Raw genomic sequence first — 16,238 nt, forward strand, 5'->3', positions numbered from 1 at the left:
CCTTTCATTACTGTGTGAGACTTGATACTTTCGCTTTACCCGGCAAACCCCGAAGAGCCCGCCGGCGCATCGCGCATCAAGCGCCCACACTTATCGGCTGTTAATTTTTAAAGATCGATTACGCAGTCACTACCCGAGCCGCACCGGCCAACTTCACCGCTACCGCCCCGTTCTGCGTCGCTGCATCTGCAGCAGAGAAACGAGATTATGAGGCCTCTTTTTCGTTTCGTCAACACCATTTTTTCGCTTTCGCTTAAAACCTTGTCGACGTCACGGCCGCTGGTTTCACCGCGGCTCCTCGTTCACAACGAGGAGCGAAATAGTAGGTGAGCATCCGTATTGGCGCAAGGGTTCGGCGAAAAGATTTTTCCGCGCAGGATCACCGGCGCGTGGAATTCACCACGGCGTCGACCGGAACGGCCGCCGCCATCGCCTCATAGCCGGCATCATCGGGATGGATATGGTCGCCGCTGTCGAAACGACGCTGCAGGCGATCCGGTTGTGCAGGGTCGCGCAGCGCCGCGTCGAAATCCACGACACCGTCGAATGCGTGGCTGCTCCGGATCCATTGATTGACAGTCAGCCGGATCCGCTCGCGCGGCGCGGGCAACGACGCCGGCGTCACGGTCGCGCCGAACACCTTGACGCCACGACGATGCGCCGCCTCGATCACGCGCTGATAGCCGGCAATCAGATCCTGTGCCGTCACACTCGTATGTGGAAAATCGCAGTCGAGACCGCTCCGAGCTGGCATCGCAGCAAAGTTGATGTCGTTGATCCCGATCAGCAGGATGGCTGTCTTCACCCCCGGCCGCGCCAGCACGTCCCGGTCGAAGCGCCGCGCGAGCGCATCGCCATAACAGGGCGAGTCGCTCAGCAGGCGGTTCCCGCTAATGCCGAGGTTTAGCACCGCCGTCGAGCCGGCGCCCGCCTCGGCGAACCGCTTCGCGAGCGCATCCGGCCAACGTTTGTTCTGATTCAGGCTGGAGCGCATGCCGTCGGTGATCGAATCGCCGATTGCCGCCACTGCCACTGCCACCGACGCCGCAGCCCCTGCCGACGCATCCACCGACAGCCCCGTCACCCACACATATTGCGTAAAGCGCACCCGAAAGTCCGAGCCGGAAGGATCAGCCGCGTGATTACCCGGCCCGGAAACGTAGTTCACCTGGTTCGACACGCGATGCCAGGCGACGATCCGCTGTGCCGGCCCCATGACCGCGCTGATCGCATAAGGTTTTCCGGCGGTAATGCCGAACGTGACCGGGTCGCTGTCCAGCTCGCCGCCGGCAGGAATACTCACGCGCGCTTTACCGCCGAAAGTCACCGCCGCATCGCCCTGCGCGGACACGGCCGCGCCGCCACCCGACCGGGCGATCCGCAACTCGTCGATGACCAACGCGCTCTTCCCGTACTCATTACTCAGATGAATACGCGCCGACTGGCCGGACAAAGTGGGATAAACGATCTGCCGAACCGTTCGTCCAGCCACCTCGGGCGCGCGGTACAAAGGCGGAAGGTCGGGCCGCTCGGGAATCGGTTGCAGCGCGGTGGCCCATGCCGACACCCAGTGCGCGGGACTGTCGGCGGCAAGACTGGTGGTTGAAGCGGCAAATTGCGCAAGCAGCGCCGCGCTGCCAGCAACGGCGAGAGTACGGAAGGTCATTCGGTGGTTGGGTCGGAAGGCAAAACGTGCATTGTGCCCGATCACCCTTTCGAGCGCGGCGGTCTCACACCGCTGCGCGCCCGCCCATCATGTTGAGCGCCAGGGCTTCCGCCACCTCGATCCCGTCGATCGCCGCCGAGTAAATGCCGCCGGCGTATCCCGCCCCTTCGCCGGCCGGATACAAGCCCTCGACATTCATGCTCTGGTAATCGTCCCGCCGCCGCACGCGGATCGGCGACGATGTCCGCGTCTCCACACCGGTGAGCACCGCGTCGTGCATGGCAAACCCGGCGATTTTCTTGTCCATTTGCGGCAACGCTTCGCGAATCGCCTCGATCACGTAATCCGGCAGTGCGGTGCTGAGATCGGTCGGATGCACGCCCGGCTTATACGACGGCACGACGGCCCCGAGCGACGTCGACGGCCGGCCGGCGATAAAGTCGCCGACCAGTTGACCCGGCGCCATGTAGTTGCCGCCGCCCAATTCGAACGCCCGCTCTTCCCATTTCCGCTGAAAAGCAATGCCGGCAAGCGGGCCGCCCGGATAATCGTCCGGCGTGATGCCGACGACAATCCCCGCATTCGCATTCCGTTCCGCCCGCGAGTATTGGCTCATCCCATTAGTCACCACGCGGCCGGGTTCGGACGTCGCGGCCACCACCGTTCCACCAGGACACATGCAGAAGCTATAAACCGCGCGCCCGTTGCTGCAGTGGTGCACCACCTTATAGTCGGCCGCGCCGAGCTGCTTGTGCCCCGCGAACTTGCCGAAACGGCTACGATCGATCAACCCTTGCGGATGCTCGATCCGGAATCCCAGCGAAAACGGCTTCGCTTCTATATAGACACCGCGATCGTTCAGCATCTGGAAGGTATCGCGCGCGCTATGCCCGACCGCCAGCACCACGTGATCGCACCGCAGTGTCTCGCCATTCGAGAGCGCGAGCCCGCGCACCTTGCCCTGATCGATATCGATATCTTCGACACGCGTCTCGAAACGCACCTCGCCGCCGAGTTCGTGGATGGTCGCGCGCATCTTCTCGACCATGCTGACCAGACGGAACGTGCCGATATGCGGCCGGCTCAGGAACAGAATGTCTTCCGGCGCGCCAGCGCGGACGAACTCGTCGAGCACCTTGCGCCCGTAATGCTTCGGATCCTTGATCTGGCTATACAGCTTGCCGTCCGAGAAAGTGCCTGCGCCGCCTTCGCCGAACTGCACATTCGATTCGGGATTGAGCACGGACTTGCGCCACAGACCGAACGTATCTTTGGTGCGCTCGCGCACCGCCTTGCCACGCTCGAGAATGATCGGGCGAAAGCCCATCTGCGCGAGGATCAAGCCGGCGAACAGACCGCACGGCCCCATGCCGATTACCACCGGCCGCGGCGCCTCGGACTGCGCCGGCGCCTTGGCCACGAAGCGGTACGCCATATCGGGCGTCACGCTGCAATGCGGTACGTCGGCCAACCGCTTGAGCGCCGCCGCCTCGTCTTTTACCTCGACATCCACGATATACGTGAGTTTGATGTCGGCTCGCTTGCGCGCATCGTGCGCACGGCGGAACACGGTGTACCGGATGAGCCCGTCGTCTTTCACACCGAGTTCCGCGAGGCGCGCGCGGACCGCGGCTTCGAGAACGCTATCGGGATGATCGAGCGGGAGTTTGATTTCGCTTAGACGTAACATGAGGACCGGGGGATGCAGGAAGGCCGCAAATCGCGGCCAATTCGCAATTTTATAGGTTAAGCGTCGGCACGGGGCATCCTGGCACGCCCGAACCAGCCCGAACCCGTCGTGAGCCGCCGCAAACCCGCGCCAACCGGCCCCTTCCGCCTGTCTCAAAAAATTTATTAACCGACCGGTCGGTTGGTTTATACTGCACGAACTCAGACAACTTCCGCAGAGAGCGTCCCCATGTACACGCAATCCCTGGATATTCCCGGTAACGTCGCTTCCATCGATTCCGGCGCGACATCGCCCGAGCAGGCGCAATTCGATTCGGTCATGGCCGCCGACGGCAAGATCGAGGCGCAGGACTGGATGCCCGAGGCCTACCGCAAGACGCTGGTCCGGCAAATCTCGCAGCACGCGCATTCGGAAATCGTCGGCATGCTGCCGGAGGGCAACTGGATTTCGCGCGCGCCGAGCCTGAAGCGCAAGGCCATCCTGCTCGCCAAAGTGCAGGACGAAGCCGGCCACGGTCTCTATCTATATAGCGCAGCCGAAACGCTCGGCGTCTCGCGCGACCAGTTGATCGCCGCGCTGCACTCGGGCAAGGCGAAATATTCGAGCATCTTCAATTACCCGACGCCCACCTGGGCCGACGTCGGCGTGATCGGCTGGCTGGTGGACGGTGCGGCGATCATGAATCAGATTCCGCTGTGCCGTTGCACGTACGGTCCTTACGCGCGGGCCATGATCCGTATCTGCAAGGAAGAGTCGTTCCACCAGCGCCAGGGTTTCGACGCGTTGATGGCGATGATGGCCGGCACCGACGCGCAACGCGAACTCGTCCAGCAGGCGGTGAACCGCTGGTGGTGGCCGGTATTGATGATGTTCGGCCCCAGCGACAAGGATTCGATCCACAGCAACCAGTCGTCGAAATGGGGCATCAAGCGCATCTCGAACGACGACCTGCGTCAGAAATTCGTCGACGCCACCGTCGACCAGGCCAAGGTGCTCGGCGTCACGCTGCCCGATCCTGACCTGAAGTGGAACGAAGCCCGCGGCCAGCACGATTACGGCGACATCGACTGGGAAGAATTCTGGCGTGTCGTGAACGGCGACGGTCCGTGCAATCGCGAGCGTCTCGCCACTCGCGTCAAAGCGCACGACGAAGGCGGCTGGGTTCGCGAAGCCGCCCTCGCCCACGCCGAAAAACAACGCCAGCGCGCCCAACAGCAAGCCGCCTGACCGTAGCCGCATCGGGCACGCTTTCAGGCAGGCCTGCGGGCTCACCGTCAGGCTTGCCGTCAGGCTCGCCGTCAGGCAAGCATCACGCAAAGAATCAGGAGATCCGCAATGAACAAGGAATGGCCGATTTGGGAAGTCTTCGTGCGTAGCAAGCAGGGACTCGACCACAAACACTGCGGCAGTCTGCACGCCGCCGACGCGCCGATGGCGCTGCGCATGGCGCGCGACGTCTACACGCGCCGCCAGGAAGGCGTGAGCATCTGGGTGGTGCCGTCGTCGGCAATCACCGCCTCTGCGCCGGAAGACAAGGCCGAGCTGTTCGAACCGGCTGGCGACAAGATTTACCGCCACCCGACGTTCTACACGCTCCCCGACGAAGTCAACCACATGTAAGCGCGGCCATGACCCTCACGCCTCAACATCTCCAGTACGTGCTGCGCCTCGCGGATACCGCGCTGATTCTCGGTCAGCGCAATACCGAGTGGTGCGGACACGGCCCGATCCTCGAAGAGGACATCGCGCTGTCGAACATGAGCCTCGATCTGATCGGTCAGGCGCGCCTGCTGTACACGCATGCCGCGTCGCTCGAACAGCAGCTCACCGGCAACGCTCGCACCGAGGACGACTACGCGTACTTCCGCGCGGAGCGCGAGTTCGCCAACTACACGCTGGCCGAGCTGCCGCACTTCGGCCCGCTCGCGGGCACCGCGCAGTCGGCCAAGGATTACGCGGTCACCATCGTGCGCAACTTCCTGTACTCGACGCTGATGGCGCACGTGTGGACCGCGCTGACGCAGTCGGGCGACGAGCAGCTGGCCGCGATCGCCGCGAAGTCCATCAAGGAAACCAGCTACCACGTGCACCACGCGACCGAGTGGCTGATCCGCTTCGGCGACGGAACGGAAGAATCGCATAGCCGCGCCCAGGCCGCGCTCGATTATCTGTTCCCGTACACCCGCGAGTTTTTCAGCACCGACGCGGTGGAAGAAAGCATCGCGGCGGCCGGCATCGGCCCGCTGACGTCGGACCTCGAAGCCGCCTGGCTGGAAGACGTGAACGCCGCGCTTGCCGATGCCTCGCTCAAACTGCCCGAACCGGTCAAGCACATCACGACCGGCAAGCACGGCGAGCATTCGGAGCACATGGGCTTCGTGCTGGCGGAAATGCAAAGCCTCGCGCGTCAGCATCCCGGCGCTAACTGGTAATCCGATCATGACGACCTCGAACGCCCTTCACCCGGACGACGCCACGCTCGCGCGCGCGTGGACCGTGCTCGAATCGGTACCGGATCCGGAAATTCCGGTGGTATCGATTCGCGAGCTCGGCATCCTGCGCGACGTGCGCCGGGCCGACGACGGCGCGCTCGAGATCGTGATTACGCCGACTTACTCCGGTTGCCCGGCCATGTCGCAGATCGCCGAAGACGTAGCCCACGCGCTCGACGACGCCGATCTGAAGCCGTACCGCATCGCCACCGTGCTGGCGCCCGCCTGGACCACCGACTGGATGACCACCGAGGCGCGCGAAAAGCTGCGCGCCTACGGGATCGCGCCGCCCACGGGCAACTGCGGCTCGCCCGCGCCCATGCAGGAAAAAGTGATGCGCTTCGTGCCGCGCGCGCTGCCCGCACCGGCCTGTCCGCGCTGCGGCTCGGCGCATACCGAGCGCCTAGCGCAATTCGGCTCGACCGCCTGCAAGGCGCTGTACCGCTGCCTCGACTGCCGCGAACCCTTCGACTACTTCAAACCATACTGATATGGCTACCCCGCAATTTCACCCGCTGCGTATTCGCGAAGTACGTCCCGAAACCGTCGACGCGGTGTCGGTCGCTTTTGAAGTCCCGGTCGAACTGCGCGACCTGTATCGATTCACGCAAGGCCAGTTCGTTACGCTGAAAACCCATATCGACGGAGAAGAAACGCGCCGCTCGTATTCGATCTGCGTCGGCGTGACCGATTACGATCGCGACGGCGAACTGCGCATCGGCATCAAGCGCGTACGCGGCGGGCGCTTCTCGAACTTCGCGTTCGATACGCTGCAGCCCGGCCATACGATCGACGTGATGACGCCCGACGGGCGCTTCTTCACGCATCTGAACGCCGATCAGGGCCAGCAATATCTGGCGTTCTCCGGCGGCTCGGGCATTACGCCGGTGCTGGCAATCATCAAGACGACGCTCGAAACCGAGCCACGCAGCACGTTCACGCTGGTGTACGGCAACCGCAGCGTCGACCAGATCATGTTCGCGGAAGAACTCGAAGATCTGAAAAACCGCTTCATGAACCGCTTCGTGCTGTACCACGTGCTGTCGGACGATCTGCAGGACGTGGAGCTGTTCAACGGCGTGCTGGATCAGGAGAAATGTGCGGCGTTCATCGAGAACCTGATGCCGGCCGACGCGATCGACGAAGCGTTCATCTGCGGCCCAGGCCCGATGATGGATGCCGCCGAAGCCGCGCTGAAAAGCGCGGGCGTGGCGCCGGCAAAGGTCCACGTGGAGCGCTTCGGCTCGCCGCTGCCGCAAGCGGGCGTGCCGCCGGTTGAGATCACCGACGACACGCCGGCCGCCGAACTCGAAATCGTGCTGGACGGCAAACGCCGCAAGCTGCGCCTGCCGTATCAAGGGGTCAGCGTGCTCGACGTGGGCTTGCGCGCCGGCCTCGCGTTGCCGTATGCGTGCAAGGGCGGCGTTTGCTGTACCTGCCGCGCGAAGGTGCTCGAAGGTGAAGTGAAGATGGAAAAGAATTACACGCTGGAAGAGCACGAAGTGCGGGACGGTTTCGTGCTGACCTGCCAATGCCATCCGATCAGCGATCGCGTGGTGGTGAGCTACGACGAGCGCTAATCAGTCGCTCGAGCCGGGTCGGGCGCAGCAGCGCCCTGGAAACGCCCGTCGTGCTTTCAGCCGTTTCGTGATCCGCTTACACTAGGGGCCGCTCGGGATCGGAGTCTGTTCCGGTCCGCGAGCGGCCTCTTTTGTTTCGTGATGCCGTTTTGTCACCCAGCCGCCGGAACCGACCGCACCCAAGCCGATGAGCACCATCCACCTCACCAATGGCGATGTCGCCGCCGAGTCCCTGCGCGCCGCGCTCACGGCGGCTGGCCGCGACGACCGCGTGCATGCGTTGCGCGACGACCTCGCGGTCGGGCCGCTACGCGGCATCGACGATATGCCCGAAGTCCGCGCGGACTTCTGGGAACGGGTCAGCACCGACACGCGCCGCGACTTCCTGCGTGAATTCCGCGAGCAGGCAAAAGCGCTCGACGACATCGCCCATGACGACGCCCATCTGGTGATCTGGCATGGCGAAAGCGCCGCCGATCAACTGATGCTGCGCCGGGTCTGCTACCACCTGCGCAACAGCCCGCAGCGTCTGAACGAGGTGCGCCTGTCGGTTCGCGACCTCACCGATGCCGGCGCCTGGGCGCACACCCGCAAAGACCGCGCGACTTCCGTCGGCATGTTCGCGCCAAACGTTCTGCAGGCTCGTCTGCCGCAAGCCGCGCCTATCTCGGTGCTGCGCATCAGCCGGCTGGCGCTCGAATGGCAGGAAGTCAAACAGGCGAACGGCGAGACCCGGCGCTGGCGCGACAACGTGTTCACCAGCGGCAGTTTCGCCGACCTGGACGCGATGATCCTCGACCAGCTCACCGGCGACTGGCAATCCGCCGCGCGCATCGCGGCCGAATTGATGAGCGCCGAACTCGGATTTCTCGTCAGCGACAATGTCGTGCTCTGGCGTTTCCGGGAACTGGTCGCGAGCCGGCGCATCAGGCTGCGCGGCGATCCGAATACATGGCGAACGCTCGAGTTGTGCGGCGCGCCGGCACCTTGTCCACACTAATCCAATAGACAACCATGGCCCGAACCCGAGCCCCCGACCACGAAACCCAGCGCGAGCAGATCCTCGAACTCGCCGCGGCGAAGTTTGCGCAAACCAGCTATCCGAGCACCTCGATGGCGGAACTGGCCGCGTCCTGCGGCACCTCGAAAGCGCGTCTGTACCACTACTACGCGAGCAAGGAAGCGATTCTGTTCGATCTGCTGGACCGGTACACCAAGCGGCTGATGCTGATCATCGCCGAGGTGGAGGGCGCCAGTCAGCGCCGCGGACTCAGCGAGCGGGACACCTTCGCCGAGCTGATTCGCGCGTTTCTGTCGGAATACGAGACATCGCATAGCCGGCACGTCGCATTGCTCAACGACGTGAAGTATCTGGTGGACACCCAGCGCGAGGTGATTCTGAATCGCCAGCGCGATGTGGTGGCGGCGTTCGCCCGCCAGCTGGCGCGCGCTTACCCCGAGCGCGCCACGCGCGACAACCAGACGGCGTTGACGATGATGGTGTTCGGCATGATCAACTGGACGTTTACGTGGCTCAAACCCGACGGCCGGCTGGGTTACCGGGAGTTTGCCGAACAGGTGGTCGGCATGGTGGACCACGGTCTGGGCTCCACACTCGCCTGATATTGACGCGCAGCAACAATAATCCGACGAAACTGGAGCACCAGTTGCAGGCGTGCGACGGCGTGCCACGTACGCACGTTACAAATTCATTTTCTTAAAAATCAATAACTTATTGGTTCAAAATTAACTTTTTAGATAACCCGCTCCAAATTTGATACGGGTTTTCCCTAGTGATCGTTTTAGCTTTCCGCTAAAATCTTTTTTGCGGCGCACCAAGCCGTTCGATCTTTAGGAGAACCTGACCATGAATCTGACTACCCCCCGCGCCGCCGAGCCGATCGTCGCTCACGATCTGCCCGGGTCCGCCGGCCGTACGCCAGCGCTGGTCCGGGAACTCACTGCCGCCGACCGCGACCGCCTGCTCACCCACTTCCTCGCCCTCGGCGAAGACGACCGCCTCCTCCGTTTCGGCCAGTTCACGCCGAATCACGTCATCGAGAACTACGTCCGCGCCATCGACTTCACCCGCGACACCGTGTTTGGCGTGTTCGACAACCATTTGCAACTCACCGGCGTCGGCCATCTGGCCTATCTCCCGGCTGAAGGCGACAACCGCACGGCCGAATTCGGCGTCTCCGTTCTCGAAAGCGTTCGCGGTCTGGGCATTGGCTCGAGACTCTTCGAACGCGCCGCCATCCGTAGTCGCAACACGCACGTCACCACGTTGTACGTGCACTGCCTGTCGCGCAACTCCACCATGATGCACATCGCCCGCAAGGCCGGCATGAAGATCGAATACGCGTACGGCGAAGCCGACGCGTATCTGACGCTGGCTCCGGCCGATCAGTCGAGCATCATCGCCGAGATGCTGCAGGAGCAGGCCGCGGTGTTCGACTACGCAATGAAACGTCAGGCGCGCCACGCGTCGCGTCTCTTCGAGACATTCATGCCGACAGCCGCGGCAGCCTGACAGGCAACGCGGACACAACGCGAACGCAACGCGAACGCAACGCGAACGCAACGCGGGCACGACATGACAAGGGCAGCCTTCCGGCTGCCCTTGTTGCATTCACGAGCGCCGCCAGCGACAAATCACAGAATCGGCAACGCAGTCGTCTCCTTGATTTTCTCGAGCGAAAAGCTCGTCTTCACGTCGATCACCGACGGGTGGTGCAGCAACTGATCCTGCACGAATCGCGAAAAGTGCGCCATGTCCTCGACCTGAACGCGCAGCAGATAATCCATATCGCCCGTCATCGCATGGCAGGCGACCACTTCCGGCCACGTCTGGACTGCCGCGCGAAACAGGTCGGCATGCGTCGCGTCGCTACGCGACCGGTGCGCGCCACCCCCGCGCTTCTCCAGCCTCACGTTCACGTACGCAAGCAGATCGAGCCCCAGCCGCTGCGGATCGAGCAGCGCAACATAGCCGCGAATCACCCCGCTCTCCTCCAGCCGGCGAATGCGCCGCAGACAGGGACTCGGCGACAGATTGATGCGCTCGGCAATCTCCTGATTCGACAGCCGGCCATTTTCCTGAAGGATCGTCAGAATGCGCCTGTCGATGGCATCTATCTCGATATCGGCCATATCCCGTTACCTTTTCAAAAGATCGCGCTAGAAAATAGCGCCATCGTAGGGAGAGACGATTAAGTTCGCAAGTTTTCGTCGCCAAGCCGACTTTACACTTGCGTCATTCAGTCGCGCCCATTCCCCACAGCGTCGGTCATCGCGTCGGCGCCCATCAGGAGACAAACAATGCAAGTGGCAACCTGGGAAAATCCCGTCGGCACCGCCGGTTTCGAATTCATCGAATACACCGCGCCGGACCCCGTCGCCCTCGGCAAGCTGTTCGAGCAGATGGGCTTCACCGCCGTCGCCAAACACCGCAACAAGAACGTCACGCTGTACCGCCAGGGTGAAATCAACTTCATCGTCAACGGCGAAAAAGATTCGTTTGCGCAGCGCTTCACGCGTCTGCACGGCCCGTCGATCTGCGCGATCGCTTTTCGCGTGGAAGACGCGGCCCAAGCCTACAAACAGGCGATCGAAAAAGGCGCTTGGGGTTTCGACAACCGGACCGGCCCGATGGAACTGAACATTCCGGCTATCAAGGGTATCGGCGACTCGCTCATCTATTTCGTCGACCGCTGGCGCGGCAAGAACGGCGCGGAGCCGAACAGCATCGGCAACATCGACATCTATGACGTCGACTTCGAACCGATTGCCGGCGCGGATCAGCATCCGGTCGGACACGGCCTCACCTATATCGACCACCTGACGCACAACGTGCATCGCGGCCGCATGCAGGAATGGGCGGAATTCTACGAGCGTCTGTTCAACTTCCGCGAAGTGCGTTACTTCGACATCGAAGGCAAGGTGACGGGCGTGAAGTCGAAGGCGATGACCTCGCCTTGCGGCAAGATCCGCATTCCGATCAACGAAGAAGGCTCGGAAACAGCCGGCCAGATTCAGGAATATCTGGACGCGTATCACGGCGAAGGCATTCAGCACATCGCGCTCGGCACCAACGACATTTACGCGACAGTCGACGGTCTGCGCGGCGCGAACATCTCGTTGCTCGACACCATCGACACGTATTACGAACTGGTCGATCGCCGCGTGCCGAATCACGGCGAAAACCTTGCTGAACTGAAGAAGCGCAAGATTCTGATCGACGGTGCACCGGAAGATCTGCTGCTGCAGATTTTCACCGAAAACCAGATTGGCCCGATCTTCTTCGAGATCATCCAGCGCAAGGGCAACCAGGGCTTCGGCGAAGGCAATTTCAAAGCGCTCTTCGAATCCATCGAACTGGATCAGATTCGCCGCGGTGTGGTTCAGGACGTCGCTTCGTAAAAACGCGCGCCGACTAACGCATAGCTAAAGCAGGCAAAAAGAAAGGGCGAGGATCGCAAAATCCTCGCCCTTTCTTTATTCACGTCGCCTGAACGACGCGTTATGAATTCTGGTCTTCCTCATCGCTCTGGCTCGGTCGCGAAACGCGGCCCAGCGCGACGGTAGAAGGCGTGACTTCCGCCGGCCGGGTTACCACGTTCGACAGCGCCCCCGCGTTGCTCGTGCTCGAACGCACCGGTGCGCTCATTGCGAAGAATGCGGCTGAAACCATCAGGAAGGTCTGGATATTTTTCGTGTTCATGCGTACTCCTTTTTCTAACTGCCCTGTTGTCGTGAAGCTTCGCAAAATGCGAAACGTTGCGCAGACATTGCTCACAGGTGCCGGATTAGACAGAGATTTCAACTGCGGTTCCCTGAAATCGTAGCTTTTACAGCTTGTTACAGGCGCCCTCCCTCGCAAAAACCACCACGCGGGGTCATCCAGCCCGAAATACCCGTCGAATACGCTGCAATGCGGCGTAAACGATGACTGTGGCGGGTTTTTACCAGTGCTACCATCGCTCGAAACACGTCACTATGGCGGCCCCGGCCCGAAGCATTCACAAGATGCCGAGGCTCAAAAAAAGTTTTGGTGATCCCAAACTGGGTGGAGGAGTACACATAATGAATGCCCCACTAGACGCAGGCCAACGAGCCAAGCTCGAAGCCGCGCTAACTTCCGTCACGCTCGACGACAAATACACACTCGAACGCGGTCGCGCGTACATGAGCGGCATCCAGGCGCTAGTGCGTCTGCCCATGCTGCAGCAGGAACGCGATCGCGCCGCCGGCCTCAATACCGCCGGCTTCATCTCCGGCTATCGCGGCTCACCGCTCGGCGGACTCGACCAGTCGCTGTGGAAGGCCAAGAAACATCTCGCCGCACACCAGGTCGTGTTCCAGCCTGGCGTCAACGAAGACCTCGCCGCGACCGCCGTGTGGGGTTCGCAGCAGGTCAATCTCTACCCCAGCGCCAAATACGACGGCGTGTTCTCGATGTGGTACGGCAAGGGCCCGGGCGTCGACCGCAGCGGCGACGTCTTCAAGCACGGCAACTCGGCGGGATCGGCGCAACACGGCGGCGTACTGGTGCTCGCCGGCGACGACCACGCCGCCAAATCCTCCACCCTCGCGCATCAGTCCGAACACATCTTCAAGGCTTGCGGCCTGCCCGTGCTGTTTCCGTCCAACGTGCAGGAATACCTCGACTTCGGTCTGCACGGCTGGGCCATGAGCCGCTATTCCGGCTTGTGGGTCGCGATGAAATGCGTGACCGACGTGGTCGAATCGTCCGCCTCCGTCGATATCGACCCGCACCGCACCCGCATCGTCCTGCCCGAAGACTTCGCGATGCCCGACGGCGGGCTGAACATCCGCTGGCCCGATCCGCCGCTCGTGCAGGAAGCGCGGCTGCTCGACTACAAGTGGTATGCGGCGCTCGCCTACGTGCGCGCCAACAAGCTGGATCGCGTCGAAATCGATTCGCCGCACGCGCGCTTCGGCATCATGACCGCCGGCAAGGCTTATCTCGACGTACGGCAGGCGCTGACCGACCTCGGTCTCGACGATGAAACCTGCGCGCGCATTGGCATCCGTCTGTACAAGGTCGGCTGCGTGTGGCCGCTGGAAGCGCAAGGCGCGCACACCTTCGCGCGCGGCCTCGACGAAATTCTGGTGGTCGAGGAAAAGCGCCAGATTCTCGAATACGCGATCAAGGAAGAGTTGTACAACTGGCCCGATGCGCAGCGTCCGCGCGTGTTCGGCAAGTTCGACGAGAAAGACGGCGCGGGCGGCGAATGGTCGGTGCCGATGGGCAACTGGCTGCTGCCGGCGCATTACGAACTGTCGCCCGCGATCATCGCCAAGGCCATCGCCACGCGGCTCGACAAGTTCGATCTGCCGTCCGACGTGCGCGCGCGCATCGCCACGCGCATCGCCGTGATCGAAGCGAAGGAAAAGGCGCTCGCGCGCCCGCGCGTCGAAGCCGAGCGCAAGCCGTGGTTCTGTTCGGGCTGCCCGCACAATACGTCGACCAACGTGCCGGAAGGCTCGCGCGCGATGGCCGGCATCGGCTGCCATTACATGACCGTGTGGATGGACCGCAGCACCACGACCTTCAGCCAGATGGGCGGCGAAGGCGTCGCCTGGGTGGGTCAGGCGCCGTTCACGCACGACAAGCACGTGTTCGCCAATCTCGGCGACGGCACCTACTTCCACTCCGGCTTGCTCGCCATCCGCGCGGCGATTGCGTCGAAGGCGAACATCACCTACAAGCTGCTCTACAACGACGCGGTCGCAATGACCGGCGGCCAGCCGGTCGACGGCGTGCTGACCGTCCCGCAGATCACCCATCAACTCGCGGCAGAAGGCGCGACGAAGATCGTCATCGTCACCGACGAGCCGGAGAAGTATTCGGCGAACGTGGGCCTCGCGCCGGGCATCGACATCCATCATCGCGACAAGCTCGATGAAGTCCAGCGCGAACTGCGCGAAGTGTCCGGCACCACGATCCTGATCTACGACCAGACCTGCGCAACCGAAAAGCGCCGGCGCCGCAAACGCGGCACGTATCCGGACCCGGCGCGCCGCGTGGTGATCAACGAAGCGGTGTGCGAAGGCTGCGGCGACTGCTCGGTGAAATCGAACTGCCTGTCCGTCGAACCGCTCGATACCGAATACGGCACCAAGCGCCAGATCAACCAGTCCACCTGCAATAAGGACTTTTCGTGCGTGAATGGCTTCTGCCCGAGTTTCGTGTCGGTGGAAGGCGGGCAGTTGCGCAAACCGAAGGCCGCGTCGGGCGTTGCGGGTGAAGGCGCGGGTGCAAGCGCGGGTGCAAGCGCGGGTGCAAGCGCGGGTGCAAGCGCGGGTGCAAGCGCGGCTGCAACATTCCCGCCGGTACCCGAGCCGGACGTGCCCGCGATCGACCATCCGTACGGCGTGCTGGTGACGGGCGTGGGCGGCACCGGCGTAGTGACCATCGGCGCGTTGCTCGGCATGGCCGCGCATCTGGAGAACAAAGGCGTCACGGTGCTCGACGTGACCGGCCTCGCGCAGAAAGGCGGAGCGGTGATGAGCCACGTGCAGATCGCCCAGAAGCCGGCCGATATTCACGCGACCCGCATCGCGATGGGCGAAGCGAATCTCGTGATCGGTTGCGATGCGATCGTCACGGCCAGCGACGAATGCGTGTCGCGCATGCAGGCCGGTCGCACGCGCGTCGTGCTCAACAGCGCGCACACGCCGACGGCCGATCTGATCAAGAACCCGAACTGGCGCTTTCCTGGCAGCAGCACCGAAGCCGATGTGCGCGCCGGCGCAGGCGAGGACGGCGTCGACATGGTCGATGCGAATCACTTTGCCGTGGCCCTACTCGGCGACGCGATCTATACCAACCCGTTCGTGCTCGGCTATGCATGGCAGCGCGGCTGGGTGCCGCTCACGCACGAATCGCTGATGCGTGCGATCGAACTGAACGACGTGCAGATCGAGAAGAACCGCGCCGCTTTCGAATGGGGTCGCCGCGCAGCCCACGATCTCGCCGCCGTGCGCGCGCTCGTGCAATCGCAGGGTCGCGGCGCGATGGCCGACAGCGCGAGCAGCAAGATCATCGCGCTGCACACGCCGAAAGCGCTCGATACGCTGATCGAAAAGCGCGTCGCCTATCTCACCGCCTGGCAAAACAGCGCCTATGCGGAGCGCTATCGCACACTGGTCTCGCAGGTCCGCGCCGCGGAAACGGCGCTCGAATCGGGCGACGGCCAGTTGCCGTTGACCGAGGCCGTTGCGAAGAACCTGCACAAGCTGATGGCCTACAAGGACGAGTACGAAGTCGCGCGTCTCTACAGCGATCCGGCTTTTATCGACGGACTGAAGTCGAAGTTCGAAGGCGACTGGAAGCTGCACATTCATCTCGCGCCGCCGACGTTCTCGAAGAAAGACGCGCGCGGTCATCTGGTGAAGAAAAAGTACGGCCCGTGGGTGTTCAGCGCGATGCACGTGCTGGCCCGCTTCAAGTTCCTGCGCGGCACGGCGCTCGACGTGTTCGGCAAAACGGAGGAACGCCGCACCGAACGCGCGCTGATCGGCGAATACGAGGCGCTGGTGCGTGAACTGATCGCGGGACTCAGTGTGCACAAGCGTGAACTGGCGGTGGAACTGGCGAATCTGCCGGATGGCATCCGCGGCTATGGGCACGTGAAGGAAAACAATCTGAAGGGCGTGCGAGTCAAGTGGGGCGAGTTGCTGAACCGCTGGCGCTCGCCGCAAGGGACCGCCGAACGGCACGTAGCATGACGTGAGGTGAGGTGAACCATGTCACCGGCCGGCTCGTTGCCGCGCCAGTGACA

Annotated in this window: 14 protein-coding genes; 10 read left to right on the plus strand and 4 right to left on the minus strand. The window is 62.8% G+C overall.

Going from position 1 to position 16,238, the window contains the following annotated elements; genetic code table 11:
* Positions 1-379: 379 nt before the first annotated feature.
* Together FQ746_RS20970 and FQ746_RS20975 are read right to left on the minus strand one after the other, a co-directional pair.
* On the minus strand, positions 380-1,666 hold the full coding sequence (locus FQ746_RS20970; protein ID WP_144111572.1) for an SGNH/GDSL hydrolase family protein: 1,287 nt from the start codon (positions 1,664-1,666) through the stop codon (positions 380-382).
* A gap of 64 nt (positions 1,667-1,730) precedes the next feature.
* Positions 1,731-3,356 carry an NAD(P)/FAD-dependent oxidoreductase gene (locus FQ746_RS20975; protein ID WP_144111573.1) on the minus strand — a complete coding sequence of 542 codons (1,626 nt, stop codon included), beginning with the start codon at positions 3,354-3,356 and terminating at the stop codon, positions 1,731-1,733.
* Positions 3,357-3,584: 228 nt separating this feature from the next.
* On the opposite strand from FQ746_RS20975, the gene paaA reads away from it, so the two are divergent.
* The 8 genes from paaA (at position 3,585) to FQ746_RS21015 (ending at position 9,961) form a co-directional block, all read left to right on the plus strand.
* Positions 3,585-4,583, plus strand: coding sequence for a 1,2-phenylacetyl-CoA epoxidase subunit PaaA (gene paaA, locus FQ746_RS20980; protein WP_144111574.1), 999 nt, complete (start codon positions 3,585-3,587; stop codon positions 4,581-4,583).
* 108 nt (positions 4,584-4,691) lie between these two features.
* Positions 4,692-4,976 carry a 1,2-phenylacetyl-CoA epoxidase subunit PaaB gene (paaB, locus tag FQ746_RS20985; RefSeq protein WP_007179854.1) on the plus strand — a complete coding sequence of 95 codons (285 nt, stop codon included), beginning with the start codon at positions 4,692-4,694 and terminating at the stop codon, positions 4,974-4,976.
* A gap of 8 nt (positions 4,977-4,984) precedes the next feature.
* Positions 4,985-5,788 carry a 1,2-phenylacetyl-CoA epoxidase subunit PaaC gene (paaC, locus tag FQ746_RS20990; RefSeq protein WP_144111575.1) on the plus strand — a complete coding sequence of 268 codons (804 nt, stop codon included), beginning with the start codon at positions 4,985-4,987 and terminating at the stop codon, positions 5,786-5,788.
* A gap of 7 nt (positions 5,789-5,795) precedes the next feature.
* The gene (gene paaD, locus FQ746_RS20995) at positions 5,796-6,338 is read left to right on the plus strand and encodes a 1,2-phenylacetyl-CoA epoxidase subunit PaaD (protein WP_144111576.1); all 543 of its coding nucleotides are present in this window, start codon (positions 5,796-5,798) and stop codon (positions 6,336-6,338) included.
* Between the two features lies 1 nt (position 6,339).
* Positions 6,340-7,428, plus strand: a complete 1,089-nt coding sequence (gene paaE / locus FQ746_RS21000; protein ID WP_144111577.1) for a 1,2-phenylacetyl-CoA epoxidase subunit PaaE — start codon at positions 6,340-6,342, stop codon at positions 7,426-7,428.
* A 187-nt stretch (positions 7,429-7,615) separates the two neighbouring features.
* Entirely contained in the window at positions 7,616-8,428 is an 813-nt protein-coding gene (locus FQ746_RS21005) for a DUF1835 domain-containing protein (RefSeq protein WP_144111578.1), read from the plus strand.
* 14 nt (positions 8,429-8,442) lie between these two features.
* On the plus strand, positions 8,443-9,051 hold the full coding sequence (locus FQ746_RS21010) for a TetR/AcrR family transcriptional regulator (RefSeq protein ID WP_144111579.1): 609 nt from the start codon (positions 8,443-8,445) through the stop codon (positions 9,049-9,051).
* A gap of 244 nt (positions 9,052-9,295) precedes the next feature.
* On the plus strand, positions 9,296-9,961 hold the full coding sequence (locus tag FQ746_RS21015) for a GNAT family N-acetyltransferase (protein WP_144111580.1): 666 nt from the start codon (positions 9,296-9,298) through the stop codon (positions 9,959-9,961).
* A 122-nt stretch (positions 9,962-10,083) separates the two neighbouring features.
* On the opposite strand, the gene FQ746_RS21020 is transcribed toward FQ746_RS21015, so the two are convergent.
* The gene (locus FQ746_RS21020) at positions 10,084-10,581 is read right to left on the minus strand and encodes an Lrp/AsnC family transcriptional regulator (RefSeq protein WP_144111581.1); all 498 of its coding nucleotides are present in this window, start codon (positions 10,579-10,581) and stop codon (positions 10,084-10,086) included.
* A gap of 168 nt (positions 10,582-10,749) precedes the next feature.
* On the opposite strand from FQ746_RS21020, the gene hppD reads away from it, so the two are divergent.
* Positions 10,750-11,850, plus strand: coding sequence for a 4-hydroxyphenylpyruvate dioxygenase (gene hppD, locus FQ746_RS21025; RefSeq protein WP_144111582.1), 1,101 nt, complete (start codon positions 10,750-10,752; stop codon positions 11,848-11,850).
* A gap of 100 nt (positions 11,851-11,950) precedes the next feature.
* Here hppD and FQ746_RS21030 read toward each other — a convergent pair whose 3' ends face one another.
* On the minus strand, positions 11,951-12,151 hold the full coding sequence (locus FQ746_RS21030; protein ID WP_144111583.1) for a hypothetical protein: 201 nt from the start codon (positions 12,149-12,151) through the stop codon (positions 11,951-11,953).
* A 362-nt stretch (positions 12,152-12,513) separates the two neighbouring features.
* Here FQ746_RS21030 and FQ746_RS21035 point away from each other — a divergent pair, with 362 nt between their 5' ends.
* Positions 12,514-16,185: an indolepyruvate ferredoxin oxidoreductase family protein gene (locus FQ746_RS21035; RefSeq protein WP_144111584.1), complete on the plus strand. Its 3,672-nt coding sequence runs from the start codon at positions 12,514-12,516 to the stop codon at positions 16,183-16,185.
* The last annotated feature ends 53 nt before the right edge of the window (positions 16,186-16,238 follow it).

The organism is Paraburkholderia sp. BCC1886 (assembly GCF_900996245.1).
GTDB lineage: Bacteria > Pseudomonadota > Gammaproteobacteria > Burkholderiales > Burkholderiaceae > Paraburkholderia.